Annotated in this window: 13 protein-coding genes; all 13 read left to right on the forward strand. The window is 63.3% G+C overall.

Annotated features, from left to right (window positions below; translation table 11 throughout):
* Window position 1 precedes the first annotated feature (1 nt).
* Window positions 2-1,252, forward strand: coding sequence for a TolC family protein (locus BLT85_RS08535; protein ID WP_093393230.1), 1,251 nt, complete (start codon window positions 2-4; stop codon window positions 1,250-1,252).
* The gene (locus BLT85_RS08540; RefSeq protein ID WP_093393233.1) at window positions 1,249-2,712 is read left to right on the forward strand and encodes an efflux RND transporter periplasmic adaptor subunit; all 1,464 of its coding nucleotides are present in this window, start codon (window positions 1,249-1,251) and stop codon (window positions 2,710-2,712) included. The genes BLT85_RS08535 and BLT85_RS08540 overlap by 4 nt, the downstream gene beginning before the upstream one ends.
* Window positions 2,709-5,882, forward strand: a complete 3,174-nt coding sequence (locus BLT85_RS08545) for an efflux RND transporter permease subunit (RefSeq protein ID WP_093393236.1) — start codon at window positions 2,709-2,711, stop codon at window positions 5,880-5,882. Before BLT85_RS08540 ends, BLT85_RS08545 begins: the two co-directional genes overlap by 4 nt.
* On the forward strand, window positions 5,879-6,274 hold the full coding sequence (locus BLT85_RS16850; RefSeq protein ID WP_231701449.1) for a copper-binding protein: 396 nt from the start codon (window positions 5,879-5,881) through the stop codon (window positions 6,272-6,274). The genes BLT85_RS08545 and BLT85_RS16850 overlap by 4 nt, the downstream gene beginning before the upstream one ends.
* 60 nt (window positions 6,275-6,334) lie before the next feature.
* Window positions 6,335-7,024: a DsbA family protein gene (locus BLT85_RS08555; RefSeq protein ID WP_093393239.1), complete on the forward strand. Its 690-nt coding sequence runs from the start codon at window positions 6,335-6,337 to the stop codon at window positions 7,022-7,024.
* Window positions 7,025-7,125: 101 nt separating this feature from the next.
* Window positions 7,126-8,316 carry a chromate efflux transporter gene (gene chrA / locus BLT85_RS08560; protein ID WP_093393242.1) on the forward strand — a complete coding sequence of 397 codons (1,191 nt, stop codon included), beginning with the start codon at window positions 7,126-7,128 and terminating at the stop codon, window positions 8,314-8,316.
* An 80-nt stretch (window positions 8,317-8,396) separates the two neighbouring features.
* Complete coding sequence (locus BLT85_RS08565) at window positions 8,397-9,320, forward strand: CHAD domain-containing protein (RefSeq protein ID WP_093393245.1); 924 nt, start codon at window positions 8,397-8,399, stop codon at window positions 9,318-9,320.
* A gap of 59 nt (window positions 9,321-9,379) precedes the next feature.
* Window positions 9,380-9,706, forward strand: coding sequence for a thioredoxin family protein (locus BLT85_RS08570; protein ID WP_093393248.1), 327 nt, complete (start codon window positions 9,380-9,382; stop codon window positions 9,704-9,706).
* A 223-nt stretch (window positions 9,707-9,929) separates the two neighbouring features.
* Window positions 9,930-11,711 (forward strand): CocE/NonD family hydrolase, encoded by a 1,782-nt coding sequence (locus BLT85_RS08575; RefSeq protein WP_093393251.1) that lies wholly within the window; start codon window positions 9,930-9,932, stop codon window positions 11,709-11,711.
* Between the two features lie 118 nt (window positions 11,712-11,829).
* Window positions 11,830-13,143 carry a methyl-accepting chemotaxis protein gene (locus tag BLT85_RS16955; RefSeq protein ID WP_093393255.1) on the forward strand — a complete coding sequence of 438 codons (1,314 nt, stop codon included), beginning with the start codon at window positions 11,830-11,832 and terminating at the stop codon, window positions 13,141-13,143.
* 152 nt (window positions 13,144-13,295) lie between these two features.
* Window positions 13,296-14,372, forward strand: a complete 1,077-nt coding sequence (locus tag BLT85_RS08585) for an efflux RND transporter periplasmic adaptor subunit (protein WP_093393257.1) — start codon at window positions 13,296-13,298, stop codon at window positions 14,370-14,372.
* A gap of 3 nt (window positions 14,373-14,375) precedes the next feature.
* The gene (locus BLT85_RS08590) at window positions 14,376-17,414 is read left to right on the forward strand and encodes an efflux RND transporter permease subunit (protein ID WP_093393260.1); all 3,039 of its coding nucleotides are present in this window, start codon (window positions 14,376-14,378) and stop codon (window positions 17,412-17,414) included.
* On the forward strand, window positions 17,414-18,886 hold the full coding sequence (locus BLT85_RS08595; RefSeq protein WP_093393263.1) for an efflux transporter outer membrane subunit: 1,473 nt from the start codon (window positions 17,414-17,416) through the stop codon (window positions 18,884-18,886). Before BLT85_RS08590 ends, BLT85_RS08595 begins: the two co-directional genes overlap by 1 nt.
* The last annotated feature ends 10 nt before the right edge of the window (window positions 18,887-18,896 follow it).

Consider the following 18,896-nt stretch of genomic DNA (forward strand, 5'->3'; position numbering starts at 1 on the left):
CATGACACCCCGAATCTTTACGGCACCCCGCTGCGCGGCGGCTTTGCTGTCGAGCCTGCTGCTTCTGCCGGGAGCGAGCATTGCCCTGACTCTGGAGCAGGCCTTGCAGCTCGCCGAAAGCGAAGCGCCGGCGCTTGCGGCGCAGCGCGCCAACTTCGAGGCGGCGCGCAGCGCTGCCATTCCTGCGGGCGAACTGCCCGACCCACAACTGCGCCTTGGCGTGCAGAACCTGCCCATCGAAGGCGACGCCCGCTGGCAGCTGGGCGAAGAAGCCATGACCATGCAGATGGTCGGTGTGATGCAGCAGGTGCCCAACCGCGCCAAGCGCGAGGCACGTGTCGACGCGGCCGAAGCCTCGATCGCGGTCGCGGCAATACAGCAGCGGCTCACCCGGCTGCAGGTACGTCAGCAGGCGGCGCAAGCCTGGATTGCGACGCTCGCCATTGAGCGCAAGCTCGAGCTGTTCACTCAGCTGTACAGGGAGAATGAGCTCCTGGAAAAGGCTGTCGGCGCCAGCCTGGCTGGCGGTGCCGGGCTATCTTCGGACAGCATCGCTCCACGCCAGGAGGCGCTGGAGCTGGCGAATCAGGAGGATCTTCTTCGCCGCGACGAAGCGATTGCGCGCGCCGAACTGCGGCGCTGGATTGGCGATGCTGCCGGCCAAGCACTGACCGGCGACTGGCCGCAGTGGACCGATGACCTGAGCCATTATCAGCACAACCTCGAGCGGCACCCCGAACTGCAAGTGTTCGATCCCTTGACTCGCCAGGCCGAAGCCGACATCGCCGAAGCCGTGGCGGACAAGACGCCCGACTGGGCCTGGGGCGTGGATTATCAGCGGCGGGGACGCGGCTTCGGCGACATGGTCAGCCTCAGCGTGAGCATGGACCTGCCGGTGTTTGCCGGCTCGCGGCAGGACCCAAAGATCGCTGCAGAGCGCGCCCGGCTTGCCGAAGTCCAGGCGCAGCGCGAGGAGGTGCTGCGCATGCATGACCGCGAACTGGCCGAGGATCTCGCCGAGTATCAACGTGTCGACAAGGCCCTGGAACGGATCGAGCAGACGTTGCTTCCGCTCGCCGAGGAAAAGGTTCGCCTGGCAATGGCCGACTATCGCGGCGGTAGAGGTCAGCTGAGCGTCGTGATTCAGGCGCGCCAGCAACTGGTCGAGACTCGCCTGCGCGCAGTCGACCTCGCCCGAGACCGAGCCCTGAGCAATGCCCGCCTGCACTTCGCCTTTGGAGACGCCCCATGACTTTTTCATTCAAGCGGCTGGCATTGCTGGCGGCCATGCCCATGTTTCTTCTCTCGACCCAGGCAACGGCACAGTCGGACGCCGATCCGGATCGTGAAGTGCTGTACTGGTACGATCCGATGTATCCGCAGCAGAAATTCGATGAGCCCGGCCCGTCACCCTTCATGGACATGGATCTGGTACCCCGCTATGCCGACCCGGGCAGCGACGGCGCCTCGATCAGCATCGACCCCAGCGTCACCCAGAACCTCGGCATGCGTCTGGCAACAGCACAGCAGGAAACCATCCGCCACACCGTCAATGCGGTCGGTACGTTGGAGTACAACCAGCGGACCGTGGCGCAGGTGCAGGCACGCAGCAGCGGCTTCGTGGAGCGCGTTTACGATCTCGCCCCGGAGGACGTGATCGCCAGAGGCGCGCCACTGGTGGACCTTTTCATGCCCGAATGGGCGACGGCCCAGGAAGAATATCTGGCATTGCGAGACATCGACGAGCCGCAGCTGCTCGCCGCTGCACGGCAGCGGTTGCGTCTGGCCGGGATGCCGGCCGAGCTGATTCGGCAGCTGGAACAAAGCGGGCGCGCCAGCACCGTCTGGACCATTACCAGCCCGATCGCTGGGGCACTGCAGGAGCTGGAGGTGCGCGAAGGCATGACCGTGCAGGCCGGCGCGACGCTGGCACGCATCAACGGCCTGGATACGGTCTGGCTGGAGGTGGCCGTACCTGAGGCGCAGGTTGCGGACCTGCAGGTCGGCCAGCGGGTCTCTGCGGCTTTGCCGGCCTACCCCGGCAAGCCTCTGCAAGGGAGCATTGCGGCGATTCTGCCGACCGCCAACATCGACAGCCGTACCGTGCGGATTCGGGTCGAGCTACCCAACCCGGACCAACGCCTGCGCCCCGGCATGACCGCCGAGGTCAGCCTGGCCGGCGATGAACAAACTGCCCTGATGGTGCCCACCGAGGCGGTCATCCGTACCGGCCGGCGCAACGTGGTCATGGTCGCCGAAGGCGAAGGTCGTTTTCGACCGGTAGAGGTTCGCATCGGCCGTGAAACCGGCGAGAAGACGCAGATTCTCGAAGGACTCGAACCTGGCGAGCAAGTGGTCGCCTCCGGACAGTTTCTGCTCGACTCCGAAGCCAGCCTGAGGGGCCTGGGTGCACCAGCCATGGCAGACGAGGCCGCTGCCACGCCGGCGTTGCACGAAGCTGAAGGGACGGTCATCGGCATCGAGGACGATATGCTCGGCCTTACCCATGGTCCTTTCAAGACGCTCGGCATGCCCGGCATGACCATGCCCTTCCCCGTCGCGAATATGCAGTTGCTCGAGGGCATCGAGGTGGGCGATCGGGTACGCGTGGGCGTTCGCGAGTCCGACGAAGGTTTGACCATCGAACGCATCGAAAAGCTGACCTCGTCAGACAGCGGCAACCATGACGGACACGGAGGGCACCAGCCATGATCGCGGCGATCATTCGTTGGTCGGTGGCCAACCGTTTTCTGGTCCTGCTGGCCACGCTGTTCTCGGTCGCCTGGGGCATCTGGTCGGTGCAGAACACACCGATCGACGCCCTGCCGGACCTGTCCGATGTGCAGGTGATCATCCGCACGCCCTACCCCGGCCAGGCGCCACAGATCGTCGAGAACCAGGTTACCTATCCGCTGACGACCACCATGCTGTCGGTGCCCGGCGCGAGGACCGTGCGGGGCTATTCGTTCTTTGGTGACAGCTACGTGTACGTGCTGTTCGAGGACGGCACCGATCTGTACTGGGCCCGGTCACGGGTGCTGGAGTACCTGAGCCAGGTGCAGGGCCGTTTGCCCGCCGCGGCCAAGCCGGCCCTGGGCCCGGACGCCACCGGCGTCGGCTGGATCTACCAGTACGCGCTGGTCGACCGCACCGGTTCGCACGACCTGTCGCAGCTGCGATCATTGCAGGACTGGTTCCTGCGCTACGAGCTGAAGACCCTGCCCAACGTCGCCGAGGTGGCGCCGATCGGCGGCATGGTCAAGCAATATCAGGTGGTGCTGGATCCGACCCGCATGGCCAGCCGCGGCATTACCCAGCAGCAGGTCGCCGAGGCAATCGACGCAGCCAATCGGGAAACCGGCGGCAGCGTGTTGGAACTGGCCGAAACCGAATACATGGTGCGTGCCTCGGGATACCTTCAGTCGCTGGCTGACTTCCGCGCGATTCCGCTGCGGCTGGATCAGGGCGGCGTACCGGTCACCCTGGGTGACGTCGCGCATGTTCAGTTGGGCCCGGAGATGCGCAGGGGTATTGCCGAGCTGGATGGCGAAGGAGAAGTGGTGGGTGGCGTGGTGATTCTGCGTAGCGGGAAGAATGCGCGCGAAACCATCACGGCCGTGCAGAACAAGCTCGACGAGCTGAAGAAGAGCCTGCCCGCAGGCGTTGAGATCGTCACCACCTACGACCGCAGCAAGCTGATCGACAGCGCGGTGACCAATCTAAGCCACAAGCTGATCGAAGAATTCGTCGTCGTGGCGCTGGTGTGCGCGCTGTTTCTCTGGCACCTGCGCTCGTCGCTGGTGGCGATCGTCTCGCTCCCGGTCGGCATTCTCATCGCTTTCATCATCATGCAGCGCCAGGGCGTCAACGCCAACATCATGTCGCTGGGCGGCATCGCAATCGCGATCGGGGCGATGGTCGATGCGGCCATCGTGATGATCGAAAATGCCCACAAGCACATCGAAGCCTGGCATCGAAAGCATCCCGACACGCCCTTGAAGGGTGAAGCACACTGGAAGGTGATCATCGACTCTGCGGTCGAAGTCGGGCCCGCCTTGTTCTTCTGTCTGCTGATCATCACCCTGTCGTTCATTCCGGTGTTCACGCTGGAAGCCCAGGAAGGGCGTCTGTTCGGCCCGTTGGCCTTTACCAAGACCTATGCCATGGCCGCAGCCGCGGGACTCTCGGTCACGCTGGTGCCGGTGCTGATGGGCTACTGGATTCGCGGCAAGATCCCCGATGAGCATCGCAACCCGCTCAACCGGGTGCTGATCAAGGTGTACCAGCCGCTGCTGGACGCCGTGCTGCGCTGGCCCAAGGTAACGCTGGTGGTGGCTGTGCTGGTGTTCCTCACGGGGCTCTGGCCAGCCAGCCGGTTAGGTGGAGAATTCCTGCCGCCACTCGACGAAGGTGATCTGCTGTACATGCCTACCGCCCTGCCCGGTCTGTCCGCGCAAAAGGCTTCCGAACTGCTGCAACAGACTGACCGGCTGATCAAGACAGTCCCGGAGGTCGCGCATGTATTCGGCAAGGCCGGGCGTGCAGACACGGCAACCGATCCGGCGCCGCTGGAAATGTTCGAGACGACTATCCAGTTCAAGCCGCGCGATGAGTGGCGCGAAGGCATGACGCCGGACAAGCTGGTCGAAGAGCTCGACCGCGCAGTCCAGGTTCCGGGACTGGCGAACCTGTGGATTCCGCCGATCCGCAACCGTATCGATATGCTCGCTACCGGCATCAAGAGCCCCATCGGCGTGAAGGTATACGGCACCGACCTGGCCCAGATCGACAGCGCCACCCAGGCCGTCGAGCGTATCGCCAAGACTGTCCCCGGGGTCAGCTCGGCATTGGCTGAGCGTATGACCGGCGGGCGTTATATCGATGTCAATATCAACCGCGCCGCTGCCGCCCGCTATGGCCTGAACATCGCCGATGTGCAATCGATCGTCGCCGGCGCAGTCGGTGGGGAAACCATCGGCGAGACGGTAGAAGGCCTGGCACGCTACCCGATCAGTCTGCGATACCCTCGCGAATGGCGCGACTCGTTGACCGAGCTGCAGAACCTGCCGATCTATACGCCACAGGGCAGTCAGATCACCCTTGGTACCGTGGCCGATGTGAAGATCACCGATGGTCCGCCGATGCTCAAGAGCGAGAATGCACGACTGACAGGCTGGGTGTACATCGACGTGCGCGGCCGCGACATGGCCGGTGTCGTGGGCGACCTGCGTGAGGCCATCAATGCGCAGGTGCCGCTTGCGCCGGGGATGAGCATCAGTTACTCGGGCCAGTTCGAATATCTGGAGCGTGCCAACCAGCGGCTGATGCTGGTAGTACCGGCCACGCTGCTGATCATCTTCGTGCTGCTCTACTTCATCTTTGCTCGTTTCAGCGAGGCGCTGCTGATCATGTCGACCCTGCCATTCGCCCTGACCGGTGGCGTGTGGTTCCTCTACCTGCTTGACTTCAACATGTCGGTCGCCACCGGTGTAGGCTTCATCGCGCTGGCCGGCGTCTCGGCAGAATTCGGCGTGATCATGCTCCTGTATCTGACCAACGCCTGGGCCGAACGCCTGCGCAACGGCCAGTCGGACCAGGGTGCGCTGCTCGAAGCGATCCGCGAAGGTGCAGTTCAGCGCGTGCGCCCCAAGGCCATGACGGTGGCGGTGATCATCGCCGGCCTGTTGCCGATTCTCTGGGGCAGCGGCACCGGCAGCGAAATCATGAGCCGCATTGCTGCGCCCATGGTTGGCGGCATGATCACAGCGCCCTTGCTCTCGCTGTTCGTTCTCCCTGCGGCTTATCTGTTGATGCGACGCCGCTCAACTCAACCCGCTCAATCCACCCCACCCACCCATCCAACAGTTGGAGAGACACCATGAAAACCAAACTAGCGTTCTGCCTGACCCTGACCATGGCTTCCACCGCTATAGCCCAGCAGCACGGCAACATGCAGCACGGCTCCGAGCATATGAAGAACATGCCCATGGGCGATGCAGAGACCATGCAGCAGATGCATGATCAGCATATGGGCCAGGACAGCGCCGCTGCGAAGACCATCAGCACGACCGGTACGGTGAAGAAGATCCACCAGGACAAGAACATGCTTACCATTGCCCATGACCCGGTGCCAGAGCTTGAATGGCCGGCCATGACCATGGGCTTCAAGGCGACTGAAGAACAGATCAAGCAGGTGCAGGAAGGCGACAAGATTCGCTTCGAATTCACCTCCAAGGGCATGAACAATTCGATCGTATCGATTACCAAGCAGTAACAGCCCGAGCCCGGCAATCTGTTACAGATGCCGGGCGTCACACCAAGAAGGATCGACTGAATGAATCGTAAACCACTCGTGCTGGGCCTGACGGCGCTGGTGCTCATCATTGTTGCGCTGGCCGTGTTCTACTTCGTGCGCGCGACACCGGACGTACCGCAACGCGCGGCGCACCCCACGCCAGCGGAAACCACCACACAGCGCAACAATGACACGACCGGCCAGGGACAACTGACGCGCTTCCATTCGCCCTCGATTGGCCCGCGCACTGCGCCGGTGACCATCGTCGAATTCTTCGACCCGTCCTGCGAAGCCTGCCGGGCCTTCTATCCGGAGGTAAAGCGGATCATGGCGGATTACCCGGAAAGCGTGCGCCTGGTACTGCGCTATGTGCTGTTCCATCGCGGCTCGGAAGAGGTTACGCGGATACTCGAAACAGCACGCAGGCAGGATCTGTACGAACCGGTGCTCGAAGCAGTGCTCCTTGCGCAGCCGGCATGGCACGACGATCCCCAGGTCATCGCTGCCTGGGAGGCGGCCGCGGCCGCTGGTCTCGATGTCGAACGGGCACGTGCCGAGATGATGGATTCCTCGATTGACGCTGTGCTGGAAACCGACATGAACGACGCCAAGGCCGTCGGCATTCGCGGTACGCCGACATTCTTCGTCAACGGTACTGAACTGCGTCGGCTCGGGCCGGCACCGCTGCGCGCGCTGGTCGAGGAGAAGATCGAACAGGTTGCCGAGTGACCTGGGAGGCATCCAGCCGCAGGCAAGGCATCATCACTATCCGTTAACATAAGAGGCGTAGGCTGCGAGGCGCCCTTGTTACCGGACGGACGCCTGATGCAATGATCGATTCAACCGAGCCCGACAGCAGCCCCTGGTCAGTCTTTCGCGTCTTCCTGCGCCTGGGGCTGACCTCGTTCGGCGGACCGGTCGCGCATCTTGGCTATTTCCACGAGGAGTTCGTGACCCGGCGCCGCTGGCTAAGCGCGCAGGGCTACGCCGACCTTGTCGCGCTTTGCCAGTTTCTGCCGGGCCCGGCGAGCAGCCAGGTGGGGATGGCGGTCGGTTTGTCCCGATGCGGCTATGCCGGTGCGCTAGCAGCCTGGCTCGGCTTCACGCTGCCCTCGGCTCTGGCCTTGATTCTGTTCGCGCTTGGAATCGCCCGGCATGGTGAGGTGTTACCCGCAGGGACACTCCAGGGACTGAAGATCGCTGCGGTAGCGGTCGTCGCGCAGGCTGTGTGGGACATGGCCCGCAAGCTTTGCCCGGATGGTCTGCGGGCCATGCTGATGGTAGCGGCGACCTGCACCGTGTTGCTGATTCCATACGCCTGGAGTCAGCTCGTTGTGATCGCTGTTGCAGGCGTGATCGGTCTGCTGCTGTTCAAGCCAGACGCCGCTAATGACCACGACGACATACCTTTTAGTATCGGCCGGCCTGTCGCGCTGGCATGCCTGGTCGCCTTTTTCGCGCTGTTGATTATCCTGCCTCTGCTTTCTTCGCTCGTCGCCAGCCAGTCTCTGGACATGGTCGATGCGTTTTACCGTGCCGGCGCCCTGGTATTCGGCGGCGGTCACGTGGTGCTGCCGCTTCTGCAAGCGGAAGTCGTTCCTACCGGGTGGGTCAGTGATGACGCGTTTCTCGCGGGCTACGGCGGAGCTCAGGCGGTCCCCGGACCACTGTTCACCTTTGCAGCCTTTCTGGGCGCGTCGATCAATGGCTGGTCTGGTGGCTTGCTGGGTCTGCTGGCCATCTTCGCGCCGTCATTCCTGCTGGTGGTCGGCGCACTCCCCTACTGGCAGCAGCTGCGCCAAAGCCCACGCGCCCGTGCGGCACTGACCGGCATCAACGCGGCGGTCGTCGGGCTCCTGCTTGCCGCACTGTACGACCCGGTGTTTACCAGCGCCATTCGGGAGCCGGCGGACTTTGCTCTGGCTGTGGTTGCCCTGGTTGCGCTGCTATTGTGGAAGTTGCCGGCCTGGCTGGTCGTCCTGGCGTGTGGCGCCATTGCCTCTTTGCTGGCACGTTTTTAGTCGCCCGCGGCTAAGCAACTTTCCCGAAGCAGGGCTGCCGAAAGCTGAGTATTGAACCCTCAACCGAGTCAGGAGCTGTGATGTCGTATCATCTTCGTCCCGATCGCAAGGCCCCGAAAGAGATTCTGCGTGTCACCCGCAAACGGCTTGGCAAGGCGCGTTCATCGCTCACCGTGACCGATGGAGAACGCGCGAAAGGCATTCACCAGGCGCGTAAACGCTTCAAGGAAATACGCGCCGTGCTGCGGCTGGTCCGCAAACCGCTGGGCAAAAAGGCGTTCGCCGCGGAAAACCAGCGCATCCGTGACGCTGCGAGGTTGCTCTCATCGTCCCGCGACGTCACCGCGATCGTTGAAAGTTGGGACGCCCTGGCCGCTACCGATACCGCATTATTCCAGCGCAAACCCCTGCGCGACGTCCGCAAGAAGCTGGCGGCCCGCAAACCCGACCAGGCTACTCGCTCTGAAGACGAGGCCATCGTCGAGGCACTGGCGGCAGTCGAGTCGCTCGAGCAGGACATGCAGCAATGGAAGCTGGCCACCTCAGGTTTCGATCTGTATGCCCACGGTCTTGAAAAGACCTACCGCGACGGGCGCAAGGCGCTCGCCATTGCAGAGAAAGACCCCAGCGCTCACAACCTTCACGAATGGCGCAAACGGGTGAAGGATCACTGGTACCACACCCGCCTGTTACTGCTCGGCTGGCCGGAACAATTGAAGCTGCGCTGCGCGCTGCTCAAGGAGCTGTCCGAGCTGTTGGGCGATGAACATGACCTGTCCATGCTTTGCCTGCTGATGCAGGACCAGCCAGACCTGTTTGGTGACGAGGCGCTGCGCGAGAGCATCAGCATCGCCATTGAAAAGCGCCGGGAATTCCTCCAGAACCGTGCGTTGCGGCTCGGTCGTCGGCTGTACGCCGAATCGTCGACAGCGCTGCGCAAACGCTGGGAGAAGTACTGGAAACTGACCAGACGCGAACGCCTCAGCCAGACCTCTAGCACCTGAACCCGAGTGAACCCTGTATTGCAGGGTCCGGTCGTACGCTATAACAGAGGAGGAAAGCCATGGGCATGAATCATACCTATACCGATAAGGAACCGACTCGTGATGAGGTCGACTCGCTGGACGGACCGACAGTGATCGAGTTCGGCACCGCCTGGTGCGGCTACTGCCGGGGTGCGCAGGACGATATAGCTGCTGCCTTCGAAGACCACTCGACCGTGCGGCACCTGAAAATCGAGGACGGCCCCGGCCGCCGCCTGGGCCGCTCCTTCCGCGTTAAACTCTGGCCCACGCTGGTGTTCATGCGTGACGGCCAGGAAGTCGAGCGCCTGGTTCGACCAGCCGATGCGCAGAGTATTAGCCGAGCCTTGAGCCAGATCGACAGCTAAGGGTGGCACACCCGAGCATTTGCTCTAAATTTTTCGATCCACCGCGGCTCGTCTAGCACGGGCCTGACCCGCCGGTCACCGCCTCTTCTGCCCGCGCAGGGCTGCCGGCGAGCCGGAACTTCCCACGCATCACTTCGTTCTCAAATGCAGGCTCGTAACGAGCCCTTGGCACGTGAATCACTCGCGTATCACTCCGAAAGAAGAACAACAAAGAGGTGCGAACATGACTCGCAAACCCTATCTCGGCCTCGCCCGTGGCGCAGCATTGAGCCTTGCCATCGCCAGTGCTGCATTGGCTGGTATGACTACGCTGTCCGCAGAAGCCGCGGGCAACTCCAGCAAGCCCATCGCCGGCGCGATAAGCGGCGGCGGGACTGCCACGACCCAGCAGAAATACGACGTCTCCATCACCTCGTTCGACGGCACCGAAATCGCCGTGACCATCTACCAGCCACGCCTCGAGCAGGGCCAGCCCGCGCCGCTGCTGATGTACAGCCATGGCTGGAGCGGCAGCCGCTCTACCGATCTCAGCGAAACCGACTCGCTGACCGAAGCCGCTCGCAAGGCCTGGGAATCGGGTTACTTCGTGCTGACCTTCGATCAGCGCGGTTTCGGTGACAGCGGTGGTCAGGCCAACGTACAGGACCCGGAGATCGAAGGCCGGGACATACAAGCACTGCTCGACTGGGCCGAGGCCAACCTGGCGCCTCACCTCGCTTACCTGCGCGGTGACCCACTGGTTGGCGGACTGGGCGTCAGTTATGGCGGCGGTTTCCAGCTGGTCGGTTCGAGTGTGGACGCACGCTTCGACGCCCTGGTACCCATCATCACCTGGCATGATCTGTCTTACAGCCTGACGCCCGATGGCGTGCCCAAGACCGCCTGGCTGTCCTTCCTGTCCGGCGTCGCCGCGATGGATCAGGCGCCCTGGGTCACCCAGTCGTATGTGGAATCGCTATCCGGCACCGCGAGCGAGGCGTCCTCCGCACGCCTTGCCAGTCACGGGTTGGGCGCCTATTGCCAGCCGCGTACAGACGGTGCCGGCGTCCCCGACGTCGACGCCTTGTTCATCCAGGGCGTCAACGACACCCTGTTCAATGCCAACGAAGCGACCTGGAACTACAACTGCCTTCGCCAGGCTGGGAATGATGCCTACCTGCTGATTACCAAGGGCGGCCACGTGCTGCCGGCTTTGCAGGATGGCTCCGACGGTGGACTCACCAACCTTGGCGGCCTGTATAACGACGTGCAGTGCGGCGACACCCGGTACAGCATCGCTGACTTGTCCTACAGCTTCCTCGATGCAAAATTGCGCAAACTGCAACGTGACGTGGCGATTCCGCGCGTATGCTTGACCCAAAGCGGCGGCGGAAGCGTAGTGACCGAGGAGATGCCTACCGGCGGGATGGAACTGCACGTCGACAGTGGCAACATGCTGGTCGGCCCGCCTTCGATCGATGTGGTGCTGAACCTGCTGCGCAAGCTCGATCCGGGAACGCTGGCCGATGTGCTCAGCGTACTGTCGGCCGACACCGCCAGCCTGCTTACCAGCGCACTGACCGGGTTGATCACCGTCGAGCCGGAACGTGTTACCGCCGTCCTCACGGAATTGGTCGAAACCCTGCCGCCGGCCCTACTGGCCGAGCTAGGCACCGCGCCCCGCTTCGTGCCGCTGTACCGCGTCAGCAGCGACCAGACTCTGGCGGGCTTGCCGCTCGCCGATCTGCGCATCGACGGCGAAGCCGCCCTTGATCCGCGAGTATTCGTCGGTGTCGGGGTCAAGCGACGCTTCCGCCTCAGCCCGGAGCTGCTGGGTGATCAGATACTGCCGCTACGCGGCACAGGCGAGCGGCAGACCGAGCTGGTCGGGGTCAGCACCGAGCTGCGCTATGGTGACGAGGTGGGCCTGATGCTGTACGGCTTCCACCCGCAGTACACCCTGGGTTTCTCGCACCTGCCCAGCGCAGTGAAGCTCACTGGTACAGTGCAACTGCCGCTTCACTGAGGCTGATACTGCCCACCGGCGCAACGCCGGTGGGTCTGTCACGGACCACCTGGCGATTGCCGTAAAGAAACACCTGAAGCTGCCGATACACACCGTACGCCACCTTCCAGAGATCGCCATGTTCAACCATAACCTGAAAAAGCAACTGCAGGACCAGGCAGCCGAGCTGTTCATGGCACGTCAACTGGCCGAGCAAATGGATGCCCATGCGCTGATCATCGAACTGGACCCGCAGTTCAACGTCATGACGGTCAATGACAGTTTCGCCAAGGCACTTGGTTACCGGGCCGATCAGCTGAGCAACCGGCCGTTGTCCGACCTGGTGCCTGCCTACGTCAAGAATTTGCCGTGTTTTCATAACTTTCACGCAGCGATGAGCAAAGTCGAGCCTATTGGTGACGACTACCGTTACCTTCGTAGCGATGGCAGCCTCGCCTGGCTGCACCTGGACTGGTTTCCCCTGCGCGACGAGAGCGGCAAGCTCCTGAAGATCAAAGGCTATGCCCGCGAAGTCACCAACGAGATCCAGACCGGGAAGGAAAACGAGCAATTCATCAAGGCACTGATCCGCTCGACGGCGGTCATTCAGTTCAAGCTGGACGGGACGATCATCGCCGCGAACGAGCAGTTCCTGCAGGGCATGGGCTACAAGTTGCCGCAGCTTCTCGGCAAGCACCACAGTATGTTCTGCCTGCCAGAGCTGGCGTCTTCACAGGAATACAAGTCGTTCTGGCAGACGCTGAACCGTGGGGAATACGTTTCCGGCCGCTTCCAGCGGATCGATAGCCGCGGGCGCGATGTATGGCTGGAAGCCAGCTACAACCCGGTATACGACGCTGAAGGCAACCTCTACAAAGTGGTCAAGTTCGCCAGTGTTGTAAGCGAACAAGTAGCGCGCGAAGAAGAAGTCAGAGAGGCCGCACGGATTGCCTACGATATTTCCCGGCAGACCGACACCAGCGCCGAACGCGGCGCGACGGTGGTCAAGGACACCGTGACCACCATGCAGCGCGTGGCAGCGGAGGTCGATTCGGCCACCCAAAGCATCGAGGCGCTGGGCAAGCAGTCATTGCTGATCAGCTCCATCGTGCAGACCATCAGCGGTATCGCGGCGCAGACGAACCTGCTGGCTCTGAACGCCGCTATCGAAGCAGCGCGCGCGGGTGAACAGGGTCGCGGCTTCGCTGTCGTCGCTGATGAAGTGCGCCAACTGGCGGGCCGTACCAGCGCCGCCACCGAAGAAATCGTCAGCGTCGTGGAGAAGAACCAGGCGTTGGCCGATGAAGCGGTCAAGGACATGTCCACCAGTCGCGAACAGGCCGCCCAGGGCCTGGCCCTGGCCAACCAGGCGGGGACCGTCATTCTGGAGATCCAGGAAGGAGCCAAGCAGGTCGTCAGTGCCGTCCAGCGCTTTGCCAACGAGCTTAGCTAGCCTAGCCGGGGCCAGCCGACGTTGAACTCGGACGTCGGCTGGCCCCAGCCCGCGAAGTATTCGAAAAGTGTCCCATCTCTGAACTTTTTTTCGACAGACCGGCTCTACTTGGCTTGTACTCTTCTTGCCAACGCCGTCGATAAGGATCATGGATGTCACTCGCCAATGCCCCTGCTATCCGGCTGCTACTTCTGCTGCTCCTCTGTTCCGCCGCGCTGACCGGTTGTTCGTCCGAAGAAAGCCCTGCCGAGCTTCCCCCACGCGTCGCCCTGGTTCAATCGCTCGAAGCGGCGAATTCGTCCAGCGGACCGCTACGCTTTTCCGGCGTGGTACGCAGCGCCGACTCCTCGCAGCTGGCCTTCGAGGTCCCCGGCCGGGTCGAACGCATCCTCGTAGATGAAGGGGTGCGCGTCGAACGTGGCCAGCCGCTGGCAGAGCTGGACACCTCCGACTACGAATCGCAGCTACGCGAAGCCAGTGCAAGGATGGCGCAACTGGAGGCCGATCTCGCGCGGAAACGGCTGCTCGAAGCCGAAGGCATTCTCGCCCCTGCTGCCATCGAGCGGCTCGAGGCCCAGGTGGTCTCCGCCCAGGTCGCACGCGACACGGCGCGGCGCAACCTCGGCCATGCGACGCTGGAGGCGCCGTTTGATGGTGTCGTGGCCGCCAGACTGGTGGAACCCCAGACAGTGGTGGCAGCCGGCACGCCCGTGCTGGCGATCCAGAGCGAGGGCCCGGTGGAAGTGCGCGTGGATCTTCCCGAGACCGCCGCTCTCTCGCTGCCCCTCGACGCCTCCCTGCAGGCTGAAGGCGAGCTGGTCACCGCCGGCGAGGCGCTCTCGTTGGGTTACAAGGAGCACGGCACACAGCCCAGCCCCGGCGGCCGCACCTATCAACTGGTGCTGCAGGGCGAGCCACCCGATGGCTACAACCTGCTGCCCGGAATGGCTGTACGGGTGCGCCTGAGCCGCCCCGCTTCGATGAAAGACAGCGGTCCACAAAGGTATCGGGTGCCCGTCTCCGCGCTGATGAGCTCACCTGCTGGAGAGCACTTCATCTGGCTTGCGGTCGACGGCCAGGCACAGCGCCAGGATGTCGAGGTAACGCGTCTGGAACGCGAACACGCTGTTATCACCGGTACGGCCCTGGAGGCTGGCGCGCCGGTGATCGTGGCCGGTGGCAGCCAGCTTTCGCAAGGGCTGCAGATTCGCGCGAAAGAGCGGCGCTGATCGATGGATTTCGCGCGCTACGCCATTTGCAAACCGGTCAATGTCTGGTTGCTGGTGCTGCTGTGTCTGGTCGGCGGCGTGTTCGCCTTCTTCGAAATGGGCCGCCTCGAAGACCCGGAATTCACCATCAAGCAAGCAATTGTCAACGTTCAATATCCGGGCGCGACGGCGCTGGAGGTCGAGCAGCAGGTCACCGAGCCGCTGGAAAGCGCCATCCAGCAAATGACCCAGATAAAGGAGATCCGCTCGCGTTCGATGCCGGGTCTGTCGGAAATCCAGGTCGAGATACAGGACCAGTACTCAGGCGACAGACTCCCGCAGATTTGGGACGAGCTACGCAACAAGCTCGAAGGCGCGCGGGGCGACCTGCCCCCCGATGCGCGGCCGCCGGTAGTCAACGACGATTTTGGCGATGTGTTCGGTGCTTATTACGCGCTTACCGGAGAAGGGCTTACCCTCAGGGAGTTGCACGAAACAGCCAAGTCCCTACGGCTTGCCTTGCTTACGACCGAAGGTGTCGGTCAGGTGGAGCTCGCCGGCGTGCAGGAAGAGCGCGTCCGCGTGCTGGTCGATGAAGCGCGGCTGGCAGCGCTGCGCCTGTCCCCCGAAGAAATCGTCGCAGCACTGGCGGATGCCGATGCGGTGATCGACGCAGGCGGGGTACGTTCCGGGGAGCTATTCGTGCGCGTGCGTCCCAGCGGAGATTTCGATACGCTCGACACCCTCCGCGCTTTACCGGTCGGGCGCGGCCAGGCCAGCGTCAACCTGGGTTCGATCGCCACCATCGAACGCGGTTACGCGGAGCGGCCGAGGCAGATCATTCGCTTCAACGGCGAGCCGGCCATCACCCTGGGCGTCAGCGGCATTTCCGGAAGCAATATCGTCGAGGTCGGCCGGCGGGTCGAGGCGACACTCGAGACCGAGGAGCCGAACATGCCTCTCGGCGCTGCCCTGCATCCGATCTACCAGCAGCACCAGGTGGTCGACGAATCGGTCAACAGTTTTGCACTCAATGTGTTCCTATCGGTAGCGATCGTCGTCGGTGTGCTGTGCCTGGCCATGGGCCTGCGCGCGGGGCTGGTGATAGGCGCGGTACTCTTTCTCACGGTTCTCGGCACCTTGCTGGTCATGTGGATGGGTGGCATCGAGCTGGAGCGGATTTCGCTGGGCGCACTGATCATTGCCATGGGCATGCTCGTGGACAATGCCGTGGTGGTCTGTGATGGGGTGCTGGTACAACGCCAGCGAGGCCTGAGCCTATTGCAGGCGTCGCAGAAGACACTGCAACAGACCCAGATTTCCCTGCTCGGCTCGACCATCATCGGCATCCTGGCGTTTGCCGGCATCGGGCTCTCTCAGGACACGACGGGCGAATTCCTGTTCTCGCTGTTTTACGTCATTGCCGTGTCGCTGCTACTAAGCTGGATTCTCGCGCTGCTGGTGGTTCCACTGCTCTGTCAGCTGTTGCTCAAAGACGACACGCAGCCGGACGGCGACGGCGCCTACTCCGGTCCGCTCTACGACCGCTTCCGCTCGATCGCACGTTTCGTGCTGCGCTTTCGCTGGGTGACGGTGGCTGTGCTGGTCGTGCTCACGCTTGCCAGCGGCTTGGCCTTTACCAAGCTGCCGCAGAGCTTCTTTCCGCCGTCGAGCACGCCACTGTTTTACGTGACCGGCTTCCTTCCGCAGGGCACGCATATCCGCGAGACCAGCGGTACCGCCGAAGAGCTGCGCAGCTACGTGCAAGGTCTCGATGGGGTCACCGACGTCTCGACCTTCGTCGGCGCTGGCGCCTCGCGCTTCATGCTGACCTACACACCCGAGCAGCCCAATTCCGCGCTCATTCATCTCCTCGTGCGTGTGCAGGAAGCGCCGATGATCAGCGAACTGGTTCGGCAGCTGAACCAGGAGCTACCGACTCGCTATCCGTCAATGGACATCGCCGCAACGCAGTTCCTGTTCGGCCCGAATCCCGAGGCCAAGCTCGAGGCCCGCATCAGCGGCCCGTCGATCGACACTCTGCGCGAATTGGCAGAGACAGGTATCCGGCTGCTCGAGACCGAGGGACAAGTGATCAACGTGCGCCACGACTGGCGCGAGCGCGTGCCGACCTTGCGGCCGCTACTCGATCTGGACCGCCTGGCCGAAGCAGGGCTTACTCGTCAGGCCATCGCCCGCGGCCTGGCGATGGCCAGCGAGGGCTCGCAGGTAAGCCTGTTTCGCGAGGACGACGAGCTGATCCCGATCCTGCTGCGAGCCACCAACCAGGATCGTCTACAGCCTGACGAGCTGTTGCAGCGACTGATCTGGAGCACGGCCGGAAACAACTATCTTCCGCTTGCCCAAGTGGCCGACGGGGTCGAGGTGGTTCCTCAGGACACGCTGATCAGGCGCTTCGATCGCGAGCGCACCATAGCCATCCGCGCCGAGCCGCGCGATGGGGAGAACACCAATGTCGCGTTCGAGCGGATTCGCCCGCTCATCGAGTCGATTGATCTGCCGCCCGGCTACGCGCTCGAATGGGGTGGCGATTACGAGCAGTCCAGCGAAGCGCAGGGGGCGTTGACCGGCTCCATTGCCCTGCCTTATCTCGGCATGATGCTGGTCACCGTGCTGCTGTTCGCCCGAGTGCGTCAGCCGCTGATGATCTGGCTGGTGGTGCCGATGTCGATCATCGGTGTCAGCCTCGGTCTGCATCTGGCTGGTCAGTCTTTCGGCTTCATGGCCCTGCTCGGGCTGCTCAGCCTGACCGGCATGCTGGTCAAGAATGCGGTGGTGCTTGTGGATGAGACCGACCGGCAGATCGACGAGCAGGTGCCGCGCATGACCGCGATCGTCGAAGCGTCCGCGTCCCGCCTGCGCCCGGTGGTCATGGCCGCCGGCACTACGGTGTTGGGTATGGTGCCGCTGTTGTTCGATCCGTTCTTTGCCAATATGGCCGTCACCATCATGGGTGGGCTCGGGTTTGCCACGGTGCTCACCCTGCTTGCCGTGCCCTGCCTGTACGCCCTCTTCATGCGCGTGAACGTGGAGGAAACCTAATGTTCACCCGGGCGCGCCTCAAGCCGCTGTTATACGCGCTGGGACTGGTGCTGGCAGGTTGTTCCAGCGCGCCCAGTCACGACACTCCTCAGCTGCCGCCCGACTGGTTTCATGGCAACGAACAAGCGTCGCTTGAGCCCTCTGCGCTGGCCCATTGGTGGGACCAGTTCGACGACCCCATGTTGACGGCGACGGTAACGCGCGCCATGCAGGCCAACTACGACGCGCGCCTGGCCATGCTGCGCGTTCAGGCCGCTCGCGCGCAGTTGCGCCAGGCTCGCGCCAGCCTGTTCCCGATACTGGATCTCCCGGGGTCGGCGAGCCGCCAGTGGATCGACGTCGATCCGCCGGCCAGCGCCCGCCCGCAACTCGAACAGCTCGGCCTCGATCTGGACGACGGTATCTCGATCGACATGTGGGAACTGGCGCTGCAAGCCAGCTGGGAACCAGACATATTCGGCGCCAACCGGGCTCGTACCCAGGGCGCCCGGCAACAGGTGCGCTCCGCTCAGGCGCAGGCTATCGGAGCACGCTTGAGCGTCGCCGCCGGCGCGGCCCAGGGCTACATTCGTGCGCGCACTCTCGAAGCGCAGCTGGCGTTGCTCGAAGAGGGCCAGAAAATTGCCGGCGAGTTCGCGCGCATTTCCAGCTTCATGTTCGAGGCCGGCGAGGTCACCCGTCTGGATGTCGAAGCCAGCGCAGCCGAGCACGAGGCGCTTGCGGCGCAGCATGAGCAGGTTCAGATCGCGCTGGCCGAAGCACGGCTGGCCCTCGATACGCTACTGGCAAGGCCGCCCGGCACCACCGCTGAGCAGATGCGCACTGCCCCGCCCTCTTCTGTACCGGTCGCCCGAGCAGCCATCGCGCCCGGCCAGCCCATCGATCTGCTGCGTCGCAGACCCGATCTGATTGCCGCCGCAGCCGATCTGCAGGGAGCCGAGCTGCAAAGCCTCGCCGCACGCAGGGACCTGTTTCCAAAGATCGCCGTACAGGCAGCCGCCGGACGCTCCGGTTTTGCGTTGGGCGATGCCATTTCATCAGCCTCGAATTTTGCTCGCCTCGGCGCGACATTCGCCCTGCCCCTGTTGGATTATCCGCGCCGCCAGGCGGCAATTGAGCTGGCCGACGTGTCCGGTGAGCAGGCTTTCGTTTCCTTTCAGCAAACGCTGGCCGAAGCGCTCGAAGATGTGGAGCGCGCCCTGGTTAATGTCGATGGACAACGGCGCCGCCAGATCGCCCTCGGGCGCACCCTGGCCCACCGTGAACGGGCCCACTCCATGGCCCGACGCAGCTATGAACTCGGCGAAGCGAACCTGGCCGAGGTACTCGATGCCCAGCGCAGCGTGCTCGAAACACGCGGCCAGGTAATCGAAGCACGCGCTGCGCTGGCAGGCGCCCAGGTCGCACTGTATCTCGCGCTGGGCGGCGGCTGGCAGCAACCTGCACCGCAGGCGCAGCAAGCGGATCGCTAGCTGATTCAAC

Source organism: Halopseudomonas xinjiangensis (assembly GCF_900104945.1).
Classification (GTDB): domain Bacteria; phylum Pseudomonadota; class Gammaproteobacteria; order Pseudomonadales; family Pseudomonadaceae; genus Halopseudomonas; species Halopseudomonas xinjiangensis.

Bases quoted from the DNA above. Each gene is read 5' to 3' on its own strand.
- BLT85_RS16850 (WP_231701449.1), top strand. From the start codon at position 5,879: ATGAAAACCAAACTAGCGTTCTGCCTGACCCTGACCATGGCTTCCACC.
- BLT85_RS08585 (WP_093393257.1), top strand. From the start codon at position 13,296: ATGTCACTCGCCAATGCCCCTGCTATCCGGCTGCTACTTCTGCTGCTC.
- BLT85_RS08565 (WP_093393245.1), top strand. From the start codon at position 8,397: ATGTCGTATCATCTTCGTCCCGATCGCAAGGCCCCGAAAGAGATTCTG.
- BLT85_RS08535 (WP_093393230.1), top strand. From the start codon at position 2: ATGACACCCCGAATCTTTACGGCACCCCGCTGCGCGGCGGCTTTGCTG.
- BLT85_RS16955 (WP_093393255.1), top strand. From the start codon at position 11,830: ATGTTCAACCATAACCTGAAAAAGCAACTGCAGGACCAGGCAGCCGAG.
- BLT85_RS08540 (WP_093393233.1), top strand. From the start codon at position 1,249: ATGACTTTTTCATTCAAGCGGCTGGCATTGCTGGCGGCCATGCCCATG.
- BLT85_RS08555 (WP_093393239.1), top strand. From the start codon at position 6,335: ATGAATCGTAAACCACTCGTGCTGGGCCTGACGGCGCTGGTGCTCATC.
- chrA (WP_093393242.1), top strand. From the start codon at position 7,126: ATGATCGATTCAACCGAGCCCGACAGCAGCCCCTGGTCAGTCTTTCGC.
- BLT85_RS08575 (WP_093393251.1), top strand. From the start codon at position 9,930: ATGACTCGCAAACCCTATCTCGGCCTCGCCCGTGGCGCAGCATTGAGC.
- BLT85_RS08595 (WP_093393263.1), top strand. From the start codon at position 17,414: ATGTTCACCCGGGCGCGCCTCAAGCCGCTGTTATACGCGCTGGGACTG.
- BLT85_RS08570 (WP_093393248.1), top strand. From the start codon at position 9,380: ATGGGCATGAATCATACCTATACCGATAAGGAACCGACTCGTGATGAG.
- BLT85_RS08545 (WP_093393236.1), top strand. From the start codon at position 2,709: ATGATCGCGGCGATCATTCGTTGGTCGGTGGCCAACCGTTTTCTGGTC.
- BLT85_RS08590 (WP_093393260.1), top strand. From the start codon at position 14,376: ATGGATTTCGCGCGCTACGCCATTTGCAAACCGGTCAATGTCTGGTTG.